This window comes from Sphingomonas sp. RS6 (genome assembly GCF_054489705.1).
In genome coordinates this window covers 289,277-308,648 of sequence record NZ_JBTMWM010000002.1, presented here as the reverse complement: position 1 = coordinate 308,648, position 19,372 = coordinate 289,277, and the positions used below count along the sequence as shown (strand labels likewise).

Annotated in this window: 21 protein-coding genes; 11 read left to right on the top strand and 10 right to left on the bottom strand. The window is 66.6% G+C overall.

What is annotated here, in order from left to right:
• Nucleotides 1–56: 56 nt before the first annotated feature.
• Genes ACX40Y_RS06160 through ACX40Y_RS06145 form a run of 4 tightly spaced genes read left to right on the top strand, consistent with a single transcriptional unit; the run spans nucleotide 57 to nucleotide 4,846 of the window.
• Nucleotides 57–1,553, top strand: a complete 1,497-nt coding sequence (locus ACX40Y_RS06160) for an efflux transporter outer membrane subunit (RefSeq protein ID WP_459118667.1) — start codon at nucleotides 57–59, stop codon at nucleotides 1,551–1,553.
• Nucleotides 1,553–2,926, top strand: a complete 1,374-nt coding sequence (locus ACX40Y_RS06155; RefSeq protein ID WP_459118666.1) for an efflux RND transporter periplasmic adaptor subunit — start codon at nucleotides 1,553–1,555, stop codon at nucleotides 2,924–2,926. The genes ACX40Y_RS06160 and ACX40Y_RS06155 overlap by 1 nt, the downstream gene beginning before the upstream one ends.
• Nucleotides 2,916–3,638, top strand: a complete 723-nt coding sequence (locus ACX40Y_RS06150) for an ABC transporter ATP-binding protein (RefSeq protein ID WP_459118665.1) — start codon at nucleotides 2,916–2,918, stop codon at nucleotides 3,636–3,638. Before ACX40Y_RS06155 ends, ACX40Y_RS06150 begins: the two co-directional genes overlap by 11 nt.
• On the top strand, nucleotides 3,638–4,846 hold the full coding sequence (locus ACX40Y_RS06145) for an ABC transporter permease (protein WP_459118664.1): 1,209 nt from the start codon (nucleotides 3,638–3,640) through the stop codon (nucleotides 4,844–4,846). The genes ACX40Y_RS06150 and ACX40Y_RS06145 overlap by 1 nt, the downstream gene beginning before the upstream one ends.
• On the opposite strand, the gene ACX40Y_RS06140 is transcribed toward ACX40Y_RS06145, so the two are convergent.
• Both ACX40Y_RS06140 and ACX40Y_RS06135 read right to left on the bottom strand, forming a co-directional pair.
• Nucleotides 4,815–5,429: an NTP transferase domain-containing protein gene (locus ACX40Y_RS06140; protein WP_459118663.1), complete on the bottom strand. Its 615-nt coding sequence runs from the start codon at nucleotides 5,427–5,429 to the stop codon at nucleotides 4,815–4,817. The two genes, ACX40Y_RS06145 and ACX40Y_RS06140, sit on opposite strands and share 32 nt — an antisense overlap.
• A complete protein-coding gene (locus ACX40Y_RS06135; protein ID WP_459118662.1) occupies nucleotides 5,416–6,327 on the bottom strand; it encodes an XdhC family protein in 912 nt (303 codons plus the stop codon). The genes ACX40Y_RS06140 and ACX40Y_RS06135 overlap by 14 nt, the downstream gene beginning before the upstream one ends.
• A gap of 79 nt (nucleotides 6,328–6,406) precedes the next feature.
• Here ACX40Y_RS06135 and ACX40Y_RS06130 point away from each other — a divergent pair, with 79 nt between their 5' ends.
• Both ACX40Y_RS06130 and ACX40Y_RS06125 read left to right on the top strand, forming a co-directional pair.
• Nucleotides 6,407–7,453 (top strand): glycerophosphodiester phosphodiesterase, encoded by a 1,047-nt coding sequence (locus ACX40Y_RS06130; RefSeq protein ID WP_459118877.1) that lies wholly within the window; start codon nucleotides 6,407–6,409, stop codon nucleotides 7,451–7,453.
• Nucleotides 7,454–7,465: 12 nt separating this feature from the next.
• Nucleotides 7,466–7,726, top strand: coding sequence for a hypothetical protein (locus tag ACX40Y_RS06125; protein WP_459118661.1), 261 nt, complete (start codon nucleotides 7,466–7,468; stop codon nucleotides 7,724–7,726).
• An 81-nt stretch (nucleotides 7,727–7,807) separates the two neighbouring features.
• On the opposite strand, the gene ACX40Y_RS06120 is transcribed toward ACX40Y_RS06125, so the two are convergent.
• On the bottom strand, nucleotides 7,808–8,080 hold the full coding sequence (locus tag ACX40Y_RS06120; RefSeq protein WP_459118660.1) for a hypothetical protein: 273 nt from the start codon (nucleotides 8,078–8,080) through the stop codon (nucleotides 7,808–7,810).
• 106 nt (nucleotides 8,081–8,186) lie between these two features.
• A complete protein-coding gene (locus tag ACX40Y_RS06115) occupies nucleotides 8,187–8,954 on the bottom strand; it encodes an esterase/lipase family protein (protein ID WP_459118659.1) in 768 nt (255 codons plus the stop codon).
• Nucleotides 8,955–9,034: 80 nt separating this feature from the next.
• On the opposite strand from ACX40Y_RS06115, the gene phhA reads away from it, so the two are divergent.
• Complete coding sequence (gene phhA / locus ACX40Y_RS06110; RefSeq protein ID WP_459118658.1) at nucleotides 9,035–9,901, top strand: phenylalanine 4-monooxygenase; 867 nt, start codon at nucleotides 9,035–9,037, stop codon at nucleotides 9,899–9,901.
• A 9-nt stretch (nucleotides 9,902–9,910) separates the two neighbouring features.
• On the opposite strand, the gene ACX40Y_RS06105 is transcribed toward phhA, so the two are convergent.
• The 3 genes from ACX40Y_RS06105 to ACX40Y_RS06095 form a co-directional block, all read right to left on the bottom strand.
• Nucleotides 9,911–10,852, bottom strand: coding sequence for a 50S ribosomal protein L11 methyltransferase (locus tag ACX40Y_RS06105; protein ID WP_459118657.1), 942 nt, complete (start codon nucleotides 10,850–10,852; stop codon nucleotides 9,911–9,913).
• Nucleotides 10,842–11,546 carry an SDR family NAD(P)-dependent oxidoreductase gene (locus tag ACX40Y_RS06100; RefSeq protein ID WP_459118656.1) on the bottom strand — a complete coding sequence of 235 codons (705 nt, stop codon included), beginning with the start codon at nucleotides 11,544–11,546 and terminating at the stop codon, nucleotides 10,842–10,844. The genes ACX40Y_RS06105 and ACX40Y_RS06100 overlap by 11 nt, the downstream gene beginning before the upstream one ends.
• Before the next feature lie 96 nt (nucleotides 11,547–11,642).
• Entirely contained in the window at nucleotides 11,643–12,125 is a 483-nt protein-coding gene (locus tag ACX40Y_RS06095) for a hypothetical protein (RefSeq protein WP_459118655.1), read from the bottom strand.
• A 185-nt stretch (nucleotides 12,126–12,310) separates the two neighbouring features.
• Between ACX40Y_RS06095 and ACX40Y_RS06090 the strand changes: the two genes are divergently transcribed.
• On the top strand, nucleotides 12,311–13,054 hold the full coding sequence (locus tag ACX40Y_RS06090; RefSeq protein WP_459118654.1) for a dienelactone hydrolase family protein: 744 nt from the start codon (nucleotides 12,311–12,313) through the stop codon (nucleotides 13,052–13,054).
• Between the two features lie 10 nt (nucleotides 13,055–13,064).
• On the opposite strand, the gene ACX40Y_RS06085 is transcribed toward ACX40Y_RS06090, so the two are convergent.
• From ACX40Y_RS06085 to ACX40Y_RS06075, 3 genes are all read right to left on the bottom strand, one after another.
• Nucleotides 13,065–13,706 (bottom strand): DUF2490 domain-containing protein, encoded by a 642-nt coding sequence (locus ACX40Y_RS06085; protein ID WP_459118653.1) that lies wholly within the window; start codon nucleotides 13,704–13,706, stop codon nucleotides 13,065–13,067.
• A 96-nt stretch (nucleotides 13,707–13,802) separates the two neighbouring features.
• Nucleotides 13,803–15,158, bottom strand: a complete 1,356-nt coding sequence (locus tag ACX40Y_RS06080) for a methyl-accepting chemotaxis protein (protein ID WP_459118652.1) — start codon at nucleotides 15,156–15,158, stop codon at nucleotides 13,803–13,805.
• Between the two features lie 11 nt (nucleotides 15,159–15,169).
• On the bottom strand, nucleotides 15,170–16,495 hold the full coding sequence (locus tag ACX40Y_RS06075) for a methyl-accepting chemotaxis protein (protein ID WP_459118876.1): 1,326 nt from the start codon (nucleotides 16,493–16,495) through the stop codon (nucleotides 15,170–15,172).
• 241 nt (nucleotides 16,496–16,736) lie between these two features.
• Between ACX40Y_RS06075 and sdhC the strand changes: the two genes are divergently transcribed.
• Genes sdhC through sdhA form a run of 3 tightly spaced genes read left to right on the top strand, consistent with a single transcriptional unit; the run spans nucleotide 16,737 to nucleotide 19,346 of the window.
• Entirely contained in the window at nucleotides 16,737–17,159 is a 423-nt protein-coding gene (gene sdhC, locus ACX40Y_RS06070) for a succinate dehydrogenase, cytochrome b556 subunit (RefSeq protein ID WP_459118651.1), read from the top strand.
• Nucleotides 17,152–17,544 (top strand): succinate dehydrogenase, hydrophobic membrane anchor protein, encoded by a 393-nt coding sequence (gene sdhD, locus ACX40Y_RS06065; RefSeq protein WP_459118650.1) that lies wholly within the window; start codon nucleotides 17,152–17,154, stop codon nucleotides 17,542–17,544. Before sdhC ends, sdhD begins: the two co-directional genes overlap by 8 nt.
• Entirely contained in the window at nucleotides 17,544–19,346 is a 1,803-nt protein-coding gene (gene sdhA / locus ACX40Y_RS06060; protein ID WP_459118649.1) for a succinate dehydrogenase flavoprotein subunit, read from the top strand. The genes sdhD and sdhA overlap by 1 nt, the downstream gene beginning before the upstream one ends.
• Nucleotides 19,347–19,372 lie beyond the last annotated feature (26 nt).

Here is a 19,372-nt window from a genome sequence, read left to right as displayed (position 1 = left end):
CAATTTGCGACATAGATTCCATGGCGTCGGCCGGACAATCGAACCATTTATTCGCGATGCGCCTACGTTCGCTTGCTCTTGCCGTGACCACCGTCCTGCCGCTCGCGGCGTGTTCGGTCGGCCCCGACTATCGCCCCGCCACGCCGGCACAGCTCAATGTGCCCGACCTGTGGTCGGTGCCAGCGGAGCAGCAGGCGCGCGAAGACCTCACCCGATGGTGGAACCGATTCGACGATCCGATGCTCGCCCGACTGGTCGAGCAGGCGCAACGCGCCAATCTCGACGTCGCACAGGCGGCGGCGCGGCTGCGGATCGCGCGCGAATCGCTGATCCAGTCGCGCGCGTCGCTGCTGCCCAGCCTCACCAGTTCGGGCAGCGTTTCGCACAGCGAACCGCTCAAGGGCGGCACCGCCACCACACGCCTTTCCGACGGCACCGTCACGTCGATCGGCCAGGGCGGCACCACCAGCTATTCGCTCGGCTTCGACGCCAGCTACCAGGTCGATCTGTTCGGCAGCGTCAGCCGCAGCATCGCCGTATCGCGCGCCAGCTACGAGGCATCGGGCTTCACTTATGCCGCGACGTTGCTTTCGATCGAATCAGAGCTTGCGCGCAACTATGTGCTCGCGCGGCTCTATCAGGCACAGATCGCCAATGCGCGCGCGTCGCTCGCGATCCAGGACGACAATCTCCAAATCGCCGAATGGCGCGTGCAGGCGGGGCTGGTATCCTCGCTCGATGCCGAGACGGCGCGAACCCAGCGCGCAACCACCGCCGCGACGATCCCGACGCTGGAGGCAAACTATAACAGCGCCGTGTCGCGGATCGGCGTGCTCACCGGCCAGGCCCCGGGCGCGCTGAAGGACGAACTCGCCGCCACCGCGCCGATCCCGAAAGGCCCCGATACGGTGGGCATCGGCATCCCGGCAGAGACGCTGCGCCAGCGGCCCGACGTGCGTTCGGCCGAGCGTTCGCTGGCATCGGCCACCGCACAGGTCGGCGTCGCCACGGCGGCGCTCTATCCCAGCCTGTCGATCACCGGCAGCCTGACCACCAACGCATCGGCGTTCCGGACGCTGGGCGATACCATCACCGGCCAGCTCTTCGGCTCGCTGACCCAGACGATCTTCGACGGCGGCAGGCTCCGCTCGCAGCTGCGCAGCGCCCGGGCGAGCGCCGACGAAGCCTTTGCCAGCTACAAGCAGACCGTGCTCACCGCGCTGGAGGATACCGAGAACGCGGTCGTCTCGCTGGCCAGTGCCGAGGAACGCAGCAGGCAATATGCGATCGCGCTCGATTCGGCCAACATCAGCGCCATCCTGTCGCGCAGCCAGTATCAGAGCGGCCTGACCGATTTCACCACGCTGAGCACCGCCGAATCGACGCTGCTCACCGCGCGCAACAACCTCGCCCAGGCGCAATCCGATCGGGCGACAGCGCTGATCCAGCTTTACGTGGCGCTGGGCGGCGGATGGGATTCCGCTGCACCCACGCCCTCCGTTGAAACCGTCCGGGCGGCCGCTGCCGCCCCCACAACCAGCCAGGACCGCTGATGGCGACCCAACCGAATCTCGACGACTTCCTTGGCAGCAAGCCGGTGCCGCGCTGGCGCAAACCGCTCATCCGGGGGTTGATCGCAGCCGCCCTGCTGCTGCTGGCGTTCCTCGCGATGCACGGCTTCGGCGGCGGGGACAAGGCCGCCTATGCGACCGAAGCCGTCGTCGCCGCTCCGCTCAAGGTTACCGTCTCAGCCACGGGCAACCTCGCGCCGACCAACCAGGTCGATGTCGGCTCCGAAATCTCGGGCCGGATCGTCAAGGTGCTGGTCGACGTCAACGACCGCGTCGTCGAAGGTCAGCCGATCGCGGTGATCGATCCGCAGACCTTCCAGGACTCGGTCAACCAGTCGGAAGCGTCGGTGAACTCCGCAATCGCTTCGGTCCGCCAGAATGAAGCAACGGTTGCAGAGACGCGCGCGACGCTCGCGCGGCAGGAGGAAGTCAGCCGCCTTTCCGGCGGACGCGTTCCGGCGAAGACCGAGCTCGACACCGCGCGCGCCAACTATCAGCGCGCGATCGCCAATCTGGCAGCGGCGCGCGCATCGGTGGCGCAGTCGCAGGCATCGCTTTCGTCGAGCCGGACCCAGCTGACGCGCACCACGATCCGTTCGCCCGTGAACGGCATCGTGCTCGCGCGCCAGATTGAGCCGGGTCAGACGGTGGCCGCGTCGTTCAGCACGCCGACGCTGTTCGTGATCGCCGAAGACCTGTCCAAGATGAAGCTCGAAGTCGCGGTCGACGAAGCCGACGTCGCCGGCGTCAAGGTCGGCCAGCCCGCCAGCTTCACCGTCGATGCCTTTCCGGGCCGCTCTTTCCCGGCAACGATCACCCGCGTCGACCAGGGTTCGAGCCTGACGGCATCGAGTTCGTCGAGCAGCAGTTCGTCGAGCTCGTCGAGCAGCAGCTCGTCCAGCTCGTCGACGGTCATTTCCTATGCCGCGATCCTGAGCGTCGCCAATGCCGACCTCCAACTGCGGCCGGGCATGACCGCGACGGCGGAAATCGTCACCGCGTCGGTCCCGAATGCGCTCCAGATCCCTAACGCTGCCCTGCGGTTCAAGCCCGAGACCGGCGCGGCGGGCACCGGCGCGCAGAGCGGCGGTTTTGCCAGCGCGCTGATCCCCCGCCCTCGCCGCCCCGAAAACAAGCGCAACGGCGAGACGGAGAGCACGGCGCGCGGTGCCGAACACACCATCTATGTCCTGGGTGAGGACGGCGCCCCGAAGCCGGTCAAGGTGACGATCGGCCTGACCAACGGCAGCCAGACCCAGGTCACCGGCGGCATGCTGAAGGCCGGGATGAAGGTCATCACCGGCCAGCTTTCCAGCACCGGCGCCAGCGCCAGCGGAGGCGCCAGTGGCAAATGATGCCGATCCGCTTATCCGGCTGCGGGGTGTCACCAAATCCTATGGTGTCGGCGCGACCGCTTTCCAAGCGTTGAAGGGCATCGATCTCGACATTGCCGCTGGCGATTTCGTCGCAGTGATGGGGCCTTCGGGTTCGGGCAAGTCGACGACGATGAACATCCTCGGCTGCCTCGACGTGCCGACCGAAGGAACGTTCCTGTTCCGCAACGTGCATGTCGAAAACCTGGATCGTGACCAGCGCGCGCTGCTGCGACGCCGCTATCTCGGCTTCGTGTTCCAGGGCTTCAATCTGCTCGCCCGCACCACGGCGCTCGAAAATGTCGAACTGCCGCTGCTTTATCGCGGCGATCCGCGTTCGAAGCGCCGCAACGCGGCGATGGCCGCGCTCGACAAGGTCGGTCTCGCCGATTGGTGGGATCACACGCCGGGCGAGCTGTCGGGCGGCCAGCAGCAGCGCGTGGCGATCGCCCGCGCGATCGTGACCAATCCCGACGTGCTTCTCGCCGACGAACCGACCGGCAATCTCGACAGCGAACGCTCGATCGAGATCATGGAACTGCTCACCGATCTGAACAAGACGAGCAACATCACCGTGCTGATGGTGACGCACGAACCCGACATGGCGGCGTTCGCGCACACGATCGTGCATTTCAAGGACGGCCTGGTCGAACGCATCGAGACCAACCAGGGACAGGGCGAGGCGATTTCCTGATGCTGGGCACCACCTTCCTTCTCGCGCTCCGATCGATCGCACGGCACAAGCTGCGTTCGTTCCTGACGACGCTGGGCATCATCATCGGCGTTGCCGCGGTGGTCGCGATGGTGACGCTGGGCAACGCCACCACTGCGGCGGTGCGCAAGCAGATCTCGGCGCTCGGCACCAACATTCTGCAGATCCGCCCCGGCCAGGGTTTCGGTCGCGGCGGCGGCGGCCCCGCTCCGGCAGACTTTAAAGAAGCCGATGCCCAAGCAATCCGGGATCAGATCGCCGGCGTCACCGCCGTTGCCCCGTTCGCCCAGTCGAGCGTCACCGCCGTCTATGAAGGCGGCAACGCCACGACCACGCTGAACGGCACGACAAACGATTATTTCCGCGTCCAGGCGTGGCCGCTGACCGGCGGGCGGCACTGGACGAATGACGAGGAAAGTGCCGGCAAGGGTGTGTGCCTGGTCGGCAACACGGTGCGCAAGAACGTGTTCGCCGGCGCCGATCCGGTCGGCAAGCGGCTGCGACTCAACAAGGTCACCTGCGACGTGATCGGCACGCTTTCGACGCGCGGCCAGGCCGGCTTTGGCGGCGACCAGGACGACGTCGTCATCATGCCGATCAAGCAGGTACAGCGCCGCTTCACCGGCAGTCGCGACCTGAAGGCGATGCTGGTCGGCGTCGACCAGAATTATGACAACAGCGCGGTACAGGCGTCGATCACCGCGCTCCTGCGCGATCGCCGCCACATCACCGGCGGCAAGGAAGACGATTTCAATATCTTCGACACCGCCCAGATCACCGCAACGCTGACCGGAACCACGCAGCTGCTGACCAGCATCGTTGCGGCCGTCGCAGGTATCAGCTTGCTCGTCGGCGGCATCGGCATCATGAACATCATGCTGGTGTCGGTCACCGAACGGACGCGCGAGATCGGCATCCGCCTCGCCATCGGCGCCGTCGCCAGCGAGGTGCTGACACAGTTCCTGGTCGAAGCGGTGGTGCTGTCATGCCTGGGCGGGCTGATCGGGCTGATCCTGGCACAGGCGATGACCGCCGTGCTGGTGCCGCTGATGCAGGTCGAATGGGTCTTCGTGCCCGAGATCAACCTGATCGCGTTCGGCATCGCGGCGCTGATCGGCGTGGTGTTCGGCTATTTCCCCGCGCGCCGGGCGGCGGCGCTCAACCCCATCGATGCGTTGCGGCACGAATAGCGTCGGGATCGAACCGGGCCCTCAGCGCCGCGAGATCGTCGGGCGTATCGATATCGACCAGTTCCTCGGGACTTGTCACGACATGGCGGCCGCGCCGGATCAGTTGCCGTGCCCCGGCGTCGCCGCTCAGCCGACGCAGTTCGGCAAAATGGCTGCGGCCGATCAGCGCGGGGGGCATTGGCTGCACGCCATCGCTTGAAGCGACAAGGCTCGTTTCATCGCCCGATGGCTCGAACAGCCGATAGCAATGCGCGGCAGTGACGCGCGGCATGTCTGCCAGCGCGATCAGCACTGCCGCCGCCTCCGCTTCCTCCGCCGCCGCCACGCCATATCCCACCGATCGCGCCTGGCCGGCGTCGGGCTCGCGATTCTCGACGACGCTGAAACCGCGCGCCGCAAAGTCGAGCGTCGTGCCCGACACGACGGCGATCCGCACGAGAAACGGCATCTTCTCCAGCGCGGTCACCACATGAAAAGCGAGCGGCTGGCCGAGAAACGGCGCCGCCAGCTTGTCGTCCGCCCCGAAACGGCTCGATCGTCCGGCGGCGAGCAGCAGCAGCGCCGTCTGTTCAGGCCGCAGCATGGAATCGCCTGATCATCGCCGCCGCGATCGACAGGGCGATTTCGGACGGCCCGAGTGCGCCGATATCGAGCCCCGCCGGCCCCTCGATCCGGGCAAGGTTTTCGGGTGACATGCCGGCCGCGCCGAGCCGTTCGAGACGCGCGGCGTGGCTGCGGCGCGATCCCAGCGCGGCGATATAGCCGGTTTCGTGCGCCAGTGCGGCCAGCAGTGCCGCATCGTCGATCTTCGGGTCGTGGCTGAGCGTCACGACCGCCGTCGCCGCGTCGGGGCGCAGCGCTGCCACCGCCTCGTCGGGCCAGCGATCGTCGAGCGCCACGCCGGGAAAACGCGTCTCGGTGAGGAACCGCCCGCGCGGATCGATCACGGTGGTGGCGATCCCCAGTTCGCGCGCCAGACCCGCCAGTGCCTGGGCGATCTGGACTGCGCCGACGATCAGCAGCCGGCGCGGCGGATCATATCGGTTGACGAAGCCCTGCTCGCCGATCGCGCTGCGCCCGGTGGCGAGATCGGTGCCGATCGCAAGCCGCCGCCCCTCGGCCCGGGCGGCCCGGATCGCATCGAACAGTTCGGGCGGAAAGCCATCGGCCGAAACCGGCTGCACCAGCACCGAAATCTGGCCCCCACAGGGCAGCCCGACCTCCCAGGCCGCAGCGTCCGCAACGCCATAGTCTCTGACGGTTGCTGGCGCGCCCGCGATCACCTCGGCCGCGAGCTGCAGAATGTCGGTTTCCACGCACCCGCCGGAAACCGAACCCTCGAAACGGCCATCCTGATGAACCAGCAGGTGACTGCCACGCGGGCGCGGCGCCGAGCCCCAGGTCGACACGACCGTCGCGAGCGCCATCGGGGCCCCGCGCCAGGCGTCGGCAGCGGCCAGCACCATATCATTCTCACTCATTTGACCCGCTCCCGTCACAACTCGCGCCTAACCCCCGTAGCGAAGGGAGAGTTGCGTGACGAGATTGCTGTTGGTCGCAATGATGCTGATGGCGCCGGCCGCCGCGTTCGGGCAGGATCAGCGAATGGAAAAACCGATGCCACCTGTCATCGTGATCGGCCACCGCGGCGCGAGCGGCGAACGGCCCGAACATACGCTGCTTTCCTATCAGCTCGCGATCGATCAGGGCGCCGATGTGATCGAGCCGGATCTGGTGCCGACCAAGGACGGCGTGCTCGTCGCGCGCCACGAAAATGCGATCACCGACACGACCGATGTGGCGGCGCATCCCGAATTCGCCGACCGCCGCACGACGAAGACGATCGACGGCCACACCATCACCGGCTGGTTCACCGAGGATTTCACGCTGGCCGAGCTGAAGACGCTGCGTGCGAAGGAACGCCTGCCGCAATTGCGCCCCGCCAACACGGCGTTCGACGGGCAGGCCACCATCCCGACGCTGGACGAGGTGATCGCGCTGGCGAAACGTGAATCGGCGCGGCTGCACCGGACGATCGGCATCTATCCCGAGACCAAGCATCCCAGCTATTTCGCGTCGATCGGCCTGCCGCTGGAGGGACGGCTGGTTGCCGCGCTGAAGGCGGCGGGCTGGGATCGCGCCGACGCGCCGGTGTTCATCCAGTCGTTCGAGGTCAACAACCTCAGGCGGCTCAAGACGATGACGAAGGTGCGGCTGATCCAGCTGATGGCCGGCAGCGAGGGTCCGGCAGACCATGCCTATGCCAGCTACAAGGAAATGACGACGCCGGCGGGACTCAAGGCGATCGCCGCCTATGCCTATGGAATCGGGCCTGAACTGACCCAGATCATCGCCAGCGACGGCACGCCATCGACGCTGGCAGCCGATGCCCATGCCGCGGGGCTGAAACTCCATCCCTGGACGTTCCGCGCCGAGAATGTCTTCCTGATGCCTGCCTATCGCAACGGCACCGATCCCGCCGAACATGGGCGGCTGGCCGACGAGATCGCCGCCTTCCTCGACGCGGGAATCGACGGCTTCTTCACCGATTTTCCTTCCATTGGCGTGGCAGCCCGCGATAGGTTTCTCGCGTCAACCGAAAAATAAGGGCTGTGTTCGATGCGTTTGCGGCTTCCGATCCTGATCGCCCTGCCGCTGATGGCCGGCGGTTGCCTGGTCAAGACGGCGGCCGATGTCGTCACCATGCCGGTAAAGGCTGGTGCGCAGGCGGCCGACTGGGCGACGACCAGCCAGGATGAGGCGGATCGAAACTACGGCCGCAAGATGCGCGAACAGGAAGCGAAAGAGGGTCGCGAGCGTCGCAAGCGCGAAAAGGAATGCCGCAAGCATCCCGAGCGGTGCGAGGATCGCACCCGATAGAAAAAGGGGGCATCCGGCAAGCGGCTGCCCCCTTCCGATCACGCCGCCTGCGTGGGAACGGCGTGATCCGAGCCAGCGAAATTACATGCCGTTCTTCAGATTGGTGTCGGCGTCGTTCGTGCGCACGTCTTCGGCCATCGCGTCGCCCCGGTCGCGAACCGCCTCGGCACGATTGTCGAGCGCATCCTCGGCCGCGTCGGTCGTGGCGTTATCGGCCATCGCCTCGTAATTGTCGGCGATGTTATCGGTAGTCGCCTCGATGTTCTCGGCTGCCTGCTCGCGCGGCGTGTTGTTGCAGCCCGCGAGTGCGACGAGCCCCACGGCCGCAGCGGCCATGACCAACTTGTGCTTCATTTTGATTAACCCTTTTGTTGCTTCGATCGAAAAGGCGTACGCTTGATCGTTAGCGGCAATCGACGAGCAACGGCATTGTTCCAACGGTTCATCGATTTGCCTGCGCCTAACGGGAACCGTTACTGCCCCGATCGCCGCTTGTGCCGCCGCCGTGGTCGTCGCGCGCCAGTGCCTCGGCCACGGTGGAGAGCACCGCCGCGCGCATCTGAACCCACAAATGGCTGCTGCGGACCTCGACCGCCCGGGCATTCGGCGTCCGGCAATTGAGGCCGTTCACCAGCCCGTCGCTGCGGCTCCAGATTGCGGTGGCGGGCACCGGCAGCGCCGCAGCCGCCTCGGACAGCCGATCGATCACCGCCGCGTCGCTGACCCGCTCGCCGCTCAGCCATTCGAACGGCCGCCAGACATTGGTGGCACGGGGATGGCCCGCATAGGGGGAACTGATCGTGACAACCGCGCGAACCCATTCGGGGTGCCGCCGCGCCGCGATCCGCGCCATGATCCCGCCGAGCGAGATGCCGATGAGCGTAACCGGTTCGCCCGCATCGCGCACACGGGCCTCGATCGCGGCCATCAGTCGCTCGCCATCGGCGCCGATCGTCCGCGCGCCGAGATTGCGCCCCATCCCCCAGCCGCGCGCATCATAGCCGAGCCGGTGCAAATGCCACCGCAGCACCAGATTGGCGCGGTCGCTGTTGAACAGTCCGGGCAATATCATCACCGGCCGCCCGTCACCGCGCGGCGCCTGCCCCAGCGCCCGCCACTGGCCAGCAAGCTCGGCGAGGCCATAAACGGCACGCGGCGTCTCTGCGAGCATGGCGAGGCGCGGCGGCGGCTGATGCCGGGACAGCGGAACCGGCCACGTCCATTTCATCGCGCCCACTCCCTCCGTGCGATCCCGTTCCGGATGCAGCAGCCTTTCAACGGACATCGTCCAAATGCTATGCCCCGCCCATGAACAACGACACGCACGTGCTGGCCAGCCCACCCGAGGGTGCAGCACCCGACTGGACGATACCGCAGGACTGGGACGCATACACCCCCGAGCAGCACGCCACCTGGGACACGCTGTTCACGCGCCAGGCAAAGCTGCTGCCGGGCCGGGCCTCCTCGGCCTATCTGAAGGGGCTGGAGGCGCTGCGCCTTTCGGAGGCGGGCATTCCCAATTTCGAGGAACTGTCCGATCGGCTGAGCAAGCTGACCGGGTGGCGGGTGGTGGCGGTGCCCGGCCTTGTCCCCGACGACGTGTTCTTCGATCACATGGCGAACCGCCGCTTCGTCGCGGGCAATTTCATCCGCCGGCCGGACCAGCTCGACTATATCCAGGAGCCCGACGTCTTTCACGACGTGTTCGGCCATGTGCCGATGCTCGCGGACCCGGTGTTCGCCGATTATCTTGAGGCCTATGGCCGCGGCGGCATGCGCGCGCTCGACCTGGGGGCGCTCAAGCAGCTTGGCCGGCTCTATTGGTACACGGTGGAATTCGGCCTGATCGAGGAGGCGGAGGGGCTGCGCATCTATGGATCAGGCATCGTCTCCAGCTCAGCCGAAAGCATCTTCGCGCTGGAGAGCGACAGCCCCAACCGCATCGGCTTCGACATGAAGCGGGTGATGCGGACCGACTATCGCATCGACGATTTCCAGCAGAATTATTTCGTCATCCCCAGCTTCGAGGAATTGCTGCGCCAGACGGTCGAAACCGATTTCGCGCCGCTCTATGCCGAAATCCTGCCACAGCCGGACATCCCGATCGCGACGATCCTGCCCGACGACCGGGTCATCACCCGCGGCACCCAGGCCCATGCGCGAAGCAGGGCCTGAGCGGCCGCATCAGATATCGAGCGCCCAGCCGTCGCGCCCCTTGGGGTCGGGCGGCGTGGTCGGCACATAGCGCTCGGCGCCGGCGGCGAGCCTCAGGATCGACCAGTCGCCGCGCCGATCGACCGCCTCCAGCCTGCACCCGCAAGCCTCGAACGCCGCCACCACCTGCTCGCGCTGCGTTTCCAGCAGACCCGCCAGCACGATCGTCGCGTCTGGCGCGGCGATCGCGGCAAGTTCCGGCGCCATCGAAACCAGCGGCCCGGCCAGGATATTGGCGATGACGAGGTCATAGGGCGCCTTGGCGGTGATCGCGTGCGAAAGCGCGCCATCGGCGACGACCAGATCGACGCCCTCGATCCCGTTCGCTGCGGCATTTTCGCGCGTCACGTCGATTGCGGCAGGGTCGATGTCGGTCGCCATCACCTTGGCATCGGGCCAGAGATGCGCGCCGGCAAAGGCCAAAAGCCCGGTGCCGGTGCCCACGTCGATGATGTTCGTGAACCGCTTGTCCGCCATCCCGTCGATCATCGCCAGGCAGCCCGATGTGGTCGCGTGATGCCCCGTGCCGAACGCCCGGCCGGCATCGATCAGGAACGCGCGGCCACCCTCCGACGCCTCGGCCGGATGCGCGCTGGTATGGACGACGAAGCGCCCCTCGCGGATCGGCTCCAGCCCTTCCTGGCTCAGCGTAACCCAGTCCTGCGCGGTGAGCGCCTCGACCTCCGGCGCGACATCGCCCGCGCTCGGCACCAGCGCCTTGAGCGCCGCAAGCATCGCGGCGTCGGGTTCGTGCTCCAGATACGCGTCGAGCCGCCAATGCTCGACATCGTCCTCCACCGTCTCGGTGGTCATCAGCACCGCGTCGATTTCGATCATGCCGGCGTCGATCGCTTCGGCCTCGGCGCGGGTGCAGGGCAGGCTGACCTTCCAGCTGTCGATCTCAGCGGACATAGCTGGCTCCATTGGCATCGAGGACCGCACCGGTCATCGAGGGGGGCGCGTCGAGCGCGCAGAACTTGGCGATGGCGGCGATTTCCTCCGGGCTCGCGACGCGGCCGAGCGGAATGTCCGCCAGCAGCTTGTCGCCGCCGCGGCTCGCCAGATAGTCGTCGGCCATGCCGGTCATGGTGAAGCCGGGGCAGATCGCGAAGGCAAGGATGCCCTCGCCCGCATAGCCGCGCGCGATCGACTTGGTCATGCCGACCATGCCCGCCTTGGAGGCGGCATAATGCCAGTGCGCCGGGCTGTCGCCGCGATAGGCGGCACGGCTGGCGACGTTGACGATGCGGCCGCCGCTCTTGCGGTCCTGCCAGTGGCGCACCGCGAGACGGCAGAGCTCGGCCGAGGCGGTGAGGTTGACGCGCATCGTGCGCTCCCAACCCTCGACCCAGTCGTCATGCTCGGCATCAAGGGGGTTCGCCTCGAAGATGCCGGCATTGTTGATCAGCACGTCGATCCGGCCGTCGAGCGCGTCGAGCGCCTGGTCCCAGAGCGCCCGCGGGGCGGCGGGATCGGTGAAGTCGGCCGGGATGCCGCTGCGCGTGCCCTGGCCGACGAGCTTCACGCGCGCATCGTCGCCCAGCAGCGCCGCCGTCGCCGCGCCGATGCCCCGGCTGCTGCCGGTGAGGAGGATATGGGTGGTCATGGGGGCAGCCCTAGCGCGGGCACGCGGGCGCGTCACCCCGTGGGCAAAGCGTTCGCCTGCTGTAATGGCCCGAACTCCCGTTCCTTGGACGCGACTTCAGGTTATCCAGCTTCGTTGGCACTGCGCGGACCATGTGTCCTGTTCGCGCCGAACGACGCAAAACATGCCGTAGCCGAAATGGTTCTCATGGAAGGAAACCTCCACGACAGCGAGGTGCCCGTCGGCAGAAAAGACAGGATTGGTGAAGGAAACGGCTTGCAGATGTCCGTCCTTGTCTTTCGTCTGCGATGCTCGCACCGTTGGCACGCAAAGCGGCCGAAACCCGTCAACGACATAGGCCGGTTCGCGCACCTTCAACGCCTCGAACTCGGCGGATGAAAGCCCTGTGGGCCACCGAAACTCCTCTACCCACAGAGCAAGTTCCAGTCGGCGAGAAGAGGGCCGAATATCCACCGGATAGGCTGGCTCCACGCTCTCAATCGCAGCCGTGTACGCCACCTCGATAACCTTGCACGTGTGCCGGACCGTTTCTGCAGGCTGCGCCGCAGCCGGCGCCAGACACGGCAGCAATACGCCCAACCCGAGTACCCGCCTCACCATCCTCACCATCGCATTTCCGCACTTCGCTTCTGCTGCCGTCGACCTTCCCATGCCGCGAGGGCTGGGGCAATGATCAATGGCAGGCACGCTTTTGCTTCCCCAGCCACAGATTTCGGGGCTACGGCGCCCCCGATCGCCTCCCACCACGGCACCTGGAGCCCTCGATGATCTTGCGCAGCGACGAAACCACCGATGTCGACGTTCCCGGCAGCGGGGCGATGCGGATTCACTGGTTTCGGCCGGCAGTGGAAGGGACGTTTCCCGGCATCGTGATCTATTCCGAGATCTACCAGGTCACCGCGCCGATCCGGCGGCTGGCGGCGATGCTGGCGGGGAACGGTTTCGTGGTCGCCGTTCCCGAGGTCTATCATGAATATGAACCCGCCGGCACGGTGCTCGCCTATGATCCCGCCGGCACGGATCGCGGCAACGAGCTGAAATTCACGAAGCCCGTCGCCGCGTTCGACGCCGATGCCGCCGCCGCCCTTACCGCGCTCACCGCGCATCCGGCGTGCAATGGCCGGCTCGGCAGCTTCGGCGTTTGCCTGGGCGGACACCTAGCCTATCGCGCGGCGCTCGATCCCCGTGTCTCGGCCGCAGCGTGCTTTTACCCGACCGACATCCATTCGGGGACGCTGGGCGAAGGCAGGGCCGATGACAGCCTCGCCCGCATCGCCGATCTGAAGGCCGAGATGCTGTTCGTCTGGGGGCGGCAGGACCCGCACATCCCCTTTGCCGGGCGCGAGGCGATCCGCGCCGGGCTGGAAGCGCACGGCGTCGCCTACACATGGCACGAGATGAATGCGCAGCATGCGTTCCTGCGCGACGAAGGGCCGCGCTACGATCCGGCGCTGTTCCTCCAGTCGATGGCGATCACCCTCGCCTTCTACCGCCGCACGCTGGGCTGAGCGGCGCCGCTCAATCGTGCAGGGGCGCAATCCCGAGCGCGCCCAGATTGATCGTGAGCTGGATGCTCAGCGCATGGTCCATCTGCGGCCGGGCGCCGTTCCGCCCAAGCCGATACTGGTTGAGATACCCGATATCGGCGTTCACCCCCTTGCGAAAGGGTAGCGCCACTCCGAGGATGTTGCGCATCCGTTCATAGCCGGCGCGCTGGCCCCATCGCGTACTGTTCGCCAGCAGAAAGCTTTCGTGGCTGACAAACAGCGCCACACGCTTCGGTGACAGCGGCAGATTGTAGCGCAGCAACGGCCGAATGCGGACACCGATCCCGCTCGCGGTCGTGACGAACCGTTCGTCTACGCGAAGCCGCCCGGCAAAGCGCCCGCTGGTGAATACGATATGCTGGCGCAACCGATCCTCGTCCGGCGCGCTGTTGAGGCTGTGAAAGCCGACGCGCCGATAGCCCATGCCGAGTTCGACGCCCTTCAGCACCTGCCAGCCGACGATCGCGCCATATTCGGTGGTGTAGACGCCATCCTGGCGATCGCTCACCCGCCCGATCTGTTCGATCGTCACGCGAACGCGCGGCACCAGCGGAACCACGACGTTCAACTGTTCCCAGGCCTGCGCATCCTCTTGCTGCGCACGTGCAGGCATTCCCCAAAGGCACAGCGCCACCAGCGCGAAAGGCAAAAATCGTGACATGCGCGCGGCGCCTGGCACGGCGGACGGGCAAAGATCAAGTTGCGCCGTTCATGCCGCCACTGACGCCGAGAAGCTGTCCGCCGCCGCACGCAACTGGTTGAGCCGGTCGTCAACCTCGGTGACGTCGTGCTGGAGCGTGTCGATCTCGGTCGTGACGGTCTTGGTATCCTCGCGGATCGCGCCGATCGTCGCCGACATGGAGTCGGCCGCCAGCGCGGTTTCGTCGACGGCGGCGGTGATCGCGGTGACGGTCTGCGCCTGCACCTCCATCGCGGTGCGGATGCGGTTGGCGCTTTCCTGAACCTCGCTGACCGTCGAGCGGATCGACGCGTTGGTCTCCACCGTCGAGCGGGTGGCGGACTGGATCGCCGCGATCTTGGCGGCGATATCGTCGGTCGCCCGCGCCGTCTGGTTGGCGAGGCTTTTCACCTCCTGCGCAACCACGGCAAAGCCGCGCCCGGCATCGCCCGCCCGCGCCGCCTCGATCGTCGCGTTGAGCGCCAGCAAATTGGTCTGCCCGGCGATGTCGCGGATGAGGCCCAGGATCGATTCGATCGACTTGGCGTGATCGGACAGCATCTCGCTCATCCCCACCGCGTCGCTCGCCTGGCTGGAGGCGCGCGTGGCGATGCCGGCCGCCGCCTCGACTTCGCTGCGCGCATCCTCGATCGCTCGGATCAGCCCGGCGGCGGTCATCGCCGCCTCGCGCATCGCCACCGCCGACTGCTCCGCCGCCGCCGCAACCTCGCTCGCCTTGCCCAGCATCCCGCGCGCCGAACTCGACGCGCCCTGCGCCTGCACGCGGATACGATTACCGAGCATCGTCGCGCCTTCGATCGATTCGGCGATGCTCGCGCGGAACTGCTCCGATCGCGTGCGGCGCTCCTCGATCACAGTTTCGGCGTCACGGGCGCCGAGATGCCCCGTCATCAGATCGACTTCGGCCATCGCGATCCGCTGAACCGTGTCGCTTAGCCTTGCGAGCCGGGGCGCATCGTCGGCGAGCGCCGCCTGCAGCGCCGCGATCGTCTGGCTGTGCGCGAAGGCGAACTGGCCGAGCAGCGCCGGCAGCGACACACCCTGCCGCTGCGTCGCGATGGCATAGTCGCAGATGATCCGCGTCCAATCGGCCTCGAACGGATGGCGATAGCGCGTGCGAAAGAAGGTCATGCCGTCCGTGATATAATCCTCGCGCTCGACGCTGGCGCGCAGCTTCTGCCCCGCTGGCGTCGTCAGCACATGATGCTGGCAGGCGCGCGTGATCGCTTCCCAGGCACCGTCGAGCAGGTCGGCAATCTCGTTGCAACCCTGGAGCAGCGTGCCGTCCCAATCATAGTCGCGCCGCCATTCGGCGAGCGACCGCATGCCGGAACCCCATTGGCCGGGCTCATGGCTGACAGGCATGTTCTTCTCCATCACGCCGCGACCTTTGCGACGAATTCGCCGGCGCTGCCCTTGAGCGTCCCGAGCTGGGCATCGAGCGCGGCAAAACCTTGGCCGACCCGATCGATGTCGGATGCAACCGCTTCGGTATCCTCGCGGATCGCGCCGATCGTCGCCGACATGGAGTCGGCCGCCAGCGCGGTTTCGTCGACGGCGGCGGTGATCGCGGTGACGGTCTGCGCCTGCACCTCCATCGCGGTGCGGATGCGGTTGGCGCTTTCCTGAACCTCGCTGACCGTCGAGCGGATCGACGCGTTGGTCTCCACCGTCGAGCGGGTGGCGGACTGGATCGCCGCGATCTTGGCGGCGATATCGTCGGTCGCCCGCGCCGTCTGGTTGGCGAGGCTTTTCACCTCCTGCGCAACCACGGCAAAGCCGCGCCCGGCATCGCCCGCCCGCGCCGCCTCGATCGTCGCGTTGAGCGCCAGCAAATTGGTCTGCCCGGCGATGTCGCGGATGAGGCCCAGGATCGATTCGATCGACTTGGCGTGATCGGACAGCATCTCGCTCATCCCCACCGCGTCGCTCGCCTGGCTGGAGGCGCGCGTGGCGATGCCGGCCGCCGCCTCGACTTCGCTGCGCGCATCCTCGATCGCTCGGATCAGCCCGGCGGCGGTCATCGCCGCCTCGCGCATCGCCACCGCCGACTGCTCCGCCGCCGCCGCAACCTCGCTCGCCTTGCCCAGCATCCCGCGGGCTGCGGCCGAAGTGTGCATCGCCTGGTCGCGAAGCTGCTCGCCTTCACGCGAGGCATGCTCGACGGTGGCACCGATCGAATCGCGAAACTCGCGGGCAAGACGGTCGCGTGCCACCTGCGCGCTGTGCTCGCGATACATGTTGTAGAGATCGACGGTGATATCGCCCTCAAGCGCCGACAGCCGCATCAGCGTGTCGATCATGCGCGGCAGTCGCTGGTCGTCGCTGCCGACGCGACGCATCAGCACCTCGAGCGCGGCGCGGTCGCTGGCGCTGATCATCGACAGCAGGGCCATCGGCGGCACCCCGCCGGCATAGGCCGACGCGACCGAGCGCTCGATCGATTCGATCCATGCATTGCCGGTCGTGTCGAGAAAGCGGTTCTTGAGGAACGTGATGCCGATTTCGATCATCTTCGCCGTGTCATGTTCTACCCAGTCGCGCTGATCGGCGAAGCAGCGGACCCATTGTTGCCAGAAGGCTGCGGAGACGCCCTCGATCTCGGGCTCAAGCACTTCCCAGCATTCGCGACTCGACTGGATCAGCGATCCTTCGAAGTCGAACGCATGGAGCCGGGCCTGGACGTCGATCCGCGCACTCATCGTGCCGGATGCAGCCAGTGCCTGGGTCGATGTCGAAGTCGTCACGCGATGATTCCCCGGTGATCGGCCGCAATGCTGGCCGTGTCATCCCCCGGCTATGCCGCGCCACTGGTTAAGGCGCGGTTAGGATCATAACGCCCGCGGACTGGTGCCAGACGATGCTGTCCGAAGGGGCAATGCGTCTTGCATCCTCGTCAAGCGGGATTAAGGAGGCCAGCGTCGACCCGAAAGGAACCCATCGTTGGCCAATGTCCGCAATACGGCGCGACCGCTGTCGCCGCACCTCGGCATCTATAAATGGGGGCCGCATATGGCGGTCTCGATCATTCACCGCGCCACCGGCTCCGGAATGGCGACCGTCGGCACGGCGCTGTTCGTCTGGTGGCTGGTCGCCCTCGCTTATGGCCCGCAGGCCTATGCGACCTTTGTCGACGTGTTCACGGTGAAGCGCGGCCAGCTCAACATCCTCGGCTATATCGTCGGCATCGGCCTCAGCCTGTCCTTCTTCCAGCACATGGGCTCGGGCGTGCGCCACCTGTTCCTCGATGCCGGCGCGAATTTCGAGCTGCGCGCCAACAAGCGCAGCGCGCTCACCACCTTCGCGTTCAGCATCCTCGCCACTGCGATCTTCTGGGTCGTGCTTCTGGAGAAGGCCCATGGGTAACGGCACCCGTCTCGGCCGCGTCCGCGGCCTCGGCTCCGCGCATGAAGGCGCGGGCGAATGGTGGAAGCACAAGGTTTCCGCCGGATCCAACCTGCTGCTGGTGCTGTGGCTGATCGTCTCGATCGCGCTGCTGCCGGCCTATGATTACGCGACTGTCGCCGGCTGGATGGCCCAGCCGCTGGTCGCGGTGCCGCTGATCCTCCTGGTGCTCAGCGTCACCTACCACTTCCGTCACGGCCTGCAGGTCGTGATCGAGGACTATCAGCATGACGAAACGCGCTTCGTGCTGATTGCCCTGCTCGAATATTTCACGATCACCGTCCGTGTGCTCGCGATCTTCGCCATCCTGAAGGTCGCCTTCACCTTCACCGGAGTGGCTGCCTGATGCCCGCCGCCTACAAGATCATCGACCACACCTATGACGCCGTCGTCGTCGGCGCGGGCGGCTCGGGCCTCCGCGCGGTGATGGAAGTGGCGCAGTCGGGCCTCAAGACCGCCTGCATCACCAAGGTGTTCCCGACGCGCAGCCACACCGTGGCGGCGCAGGGCGGCATCGCCGCCAGCCTCGGCAACATGGGTCCGGACCACTGGACCTGGCACATGTACGACACCGTCAAGGGCTCCGACTGGCTCGGCGATCAGGACGCGATCGAGTATCTCACCCGCGAGGCCCCGGCCGCGGTGTACGAGCTCGAGCATGCCGGCATGCCGTTCAGCCGCACCGACGAGGGCAAGATCTATCAGCGCCCGTTCGGCGGCATGATGCAGAACATGGGCGAAGGCCCGCCCGCGCAGCGCACCTGCGCCGCGGCCGACCGTACCGGCCATGCGATGCTGCACACGCTGTACCAGCAGAGCCTGAAGTACGACGCGGACTTCTTCATCGAATATTTCGCGCTCGACCTGATCATGGAAAATGGCGAGTGCCGCGGCGTGATCGCGCTGTGCATGGAAGACGGCTCGATCCACCGCTTCCGCAGCCATGCGGTGGTGCTGGCGACGGGCGGCTATGGCCGCGTCTACCAGTCGGCCACCTCGGCGCACACCTGCACCGGCGACGGCAACGCGATGGTGCTCCGCGCCGGCCTGCCGCTGCAGGACATGGAATTCGTCCAGTTCCACCCGACCGGCATCTACGGCGCGGGCGTGCTGATCACCGAGGGTGCGCGCGGCGAAGGCGGCTATCTCACCAATTCCGAGGGTGAGCGCTTCATGGAGCGCTATGCGCCGTCCGCCAAGGATCTCGCCAGCCGCGACGTCGTGTCGCGCTCGATGGCGATGGAGATCCGCGAAGGCCGCGGCGTGGGCAAGGAGAAGGACCATATCTTCCTTCACCTGAACCATATCGACCCGAAGATCCTGGCCGAGCGCCTGCCCGGCATCACCGAGACCGGCAAGGTCTTCGCCGGTGTCGACCTCACCCGCCAGCCGCTGCCGGTGGTCCCGACCGTCCACTACAATATGGGCGGCATCCCGACCAACTATCACGGCGAAGTCGTCCATCTGAAGGACGGCAACCCGGATGCGGTGGTCCCCGGCCTGTTCGCGGTCGGCGAAGCGGCCTGCGTGTCGGTGCACGGCGCCAACCGCCTCGGCTCCAACTCGCTGATCGACCTCGTGGTGTTCGGCCGCGCGACCGGCAAGCGGATCGTCGATATCCTGAAGCCCAACACGCCGCATCATCCGCTGCCCAAGGGCTCGGAAGAAATGGCGCTGGGCCGTCTGGATTATTTCCGCAACGCGAACGGCGGCACTCGCACGTCGCAGATCCGCGCCGACATGCAGAAGACGATGCAGCGCCACTGCGCCGTGTTCCGCACCGACGAGCTGATGGCCGAGGGTGTCGCGCACATGGAGCAGGTTTATGCCGGCTTCCAGGATGTGCATGTCAGCGACCGTTCGCTGATCTGGAACACCGATCTCGTCGAGACGCTGGAGCTGGACAATCTGCTCGGCCAGGCGATGGTGACGATCCGCAGCGCGATCAACCGCAAGGAAAGCCGCGGCGCCCACATGCACGAGGACTTCCCCGAGCGCGACGACGCCGGCTGGATGAAGCACACCATCGCGACGTTCGACGGCTGGGGCGGCAAGGGCGGCACCACCGCGATCGATTACCGCCCGGTCCACGACTACACGCTCACCGACGCGATCGACTATATCAAGCCGAAGAAGCGCGTGTACTGATCGTTGCCGCAGCAGCGCACAATCCG

Coding starts and splice junctions, on each gene's coding strand:
- ACX40Y_RS06085 (WP_459118653.1), bottom strand. CDS start 13,706: ATGCCTGCACGTGCGCAGCAAGAGGATGCGCAGGCCTGGGAACAGTTG.
- ACX40Y_RS06090 (WP_459118654.1), top strand. CDS start 12,311: ATGATCTTGCGCAGCGACGAAACCACCGATGTCGACGTTCCCGGCAGC.
- sdhA (WP_459118649.1), top strand. CDS start 17,544: ATGCCCGCCGCCTACAAGATCATCGACCACACCTATGACGCCGTCGTC.
- phhA (WP_459118658.1), top strand. CDS start 9,035: ATGAACAACGACACGCACGTGCTGGCCAGCCCACCCGAGGGTGCAGCA.
- ACX40Y_RS06115 (WP_459118659.1), bottom strand. CDS start 8,954: ATGAAATGGACGTGGCCGGTTCCGCTGTCCCGGCATCAGCCGCCGCCG.
- ACX40Y_RS06105 (WP_459118657.1), bottom strand. CDS start 10,852: ATGTCCGCTGAGATCGACAGCTGGAAGGTCAGCCTGCCCTGCACCCGC.
- ACX40Y_RS06100 (WP_459118656.1), bottom strand. CDS start 11,546: ATGACCACCCATATCCTCCTCACCGGCAGCAGCCGGGGCATCGGCGCG.
- ACX40Y_RS06075 (WP_459118876.1), bottom strand. CDS start 16,495: ATGAGTGCGCGGATCGACGTCCAGGCCCGGCTCCATGCGTTCGACTTC.
- ACX40Y_RS06140 (WP_459118663.1), bottom strand. CDS start 5,429: ATGCTGCGGCCTGAACAGACGGCGCTGCTGCTGCTCGCCGCCGGACGA.
- ACX40Y_RS06145 (WP_459118664.1), top strand. CDS start 3,638: ATGCTGGGCACCACCTTCCTTCTCGCGCTCCGATCGATCGCACGGCAC.
- ACX40Y_RS06120 (WP_459118660.1), bottom strand. CDS start 8,080: ATGAAGCACAAGTTGGTCATGGCCGCTGCGGCCGTGGGGCTCGTCGCA.
- sdhD (WP_459118650.1), top strand. CDS start 17,152: ATGGGTAACGGCACCCGTCTCGGCCGCGTCCGCGGCCTCGGCTCCGCG.
- ACX40Y_RS06135 (WP_459118662.1), bottom strand. CDS start 6,327: ATGAGTGAGAATGATATGGTGCTGGCCGCTGCCGACGCCTGGCGCGGG.
- ACX40Y_RS06160 (WP_459118667.1), top strand. CDS start 57: ATGCGCCTACGTTCGCTTGCTCTTGCCGTGACCACCGTCCTGCCGCTC.
- ACX40Y_RS06125 (WP_459118661.1), top strand. CDS start 7,466: ATGCGTTTGCGGCTTCCGATCCTGATCGCCCTGCCGCTGATGGCCGGC.
- ACX40Y_RS06155 (WP_459118666.1), top strand. CDS start 1,553: ATGGCGACCCAACCGAATCTCGACGACTTCCTTGGCAGCAAGCCGGTG.
- ACX40Y_RS06080 (WP_459118652.1), bottom strand. CDS start 15,158: ATGCCTGTCAGCCATGAGCCCGGCCAATGGGGTTCCGGCATGCGGTCG.
- ACX40Y_RS06130 (WP_459118877.1), top strand. CDS start 6,407: ATGATGCTGATGGCGCCGGCCGCCGCGTTCGGGCAGGATCAGCGAATG.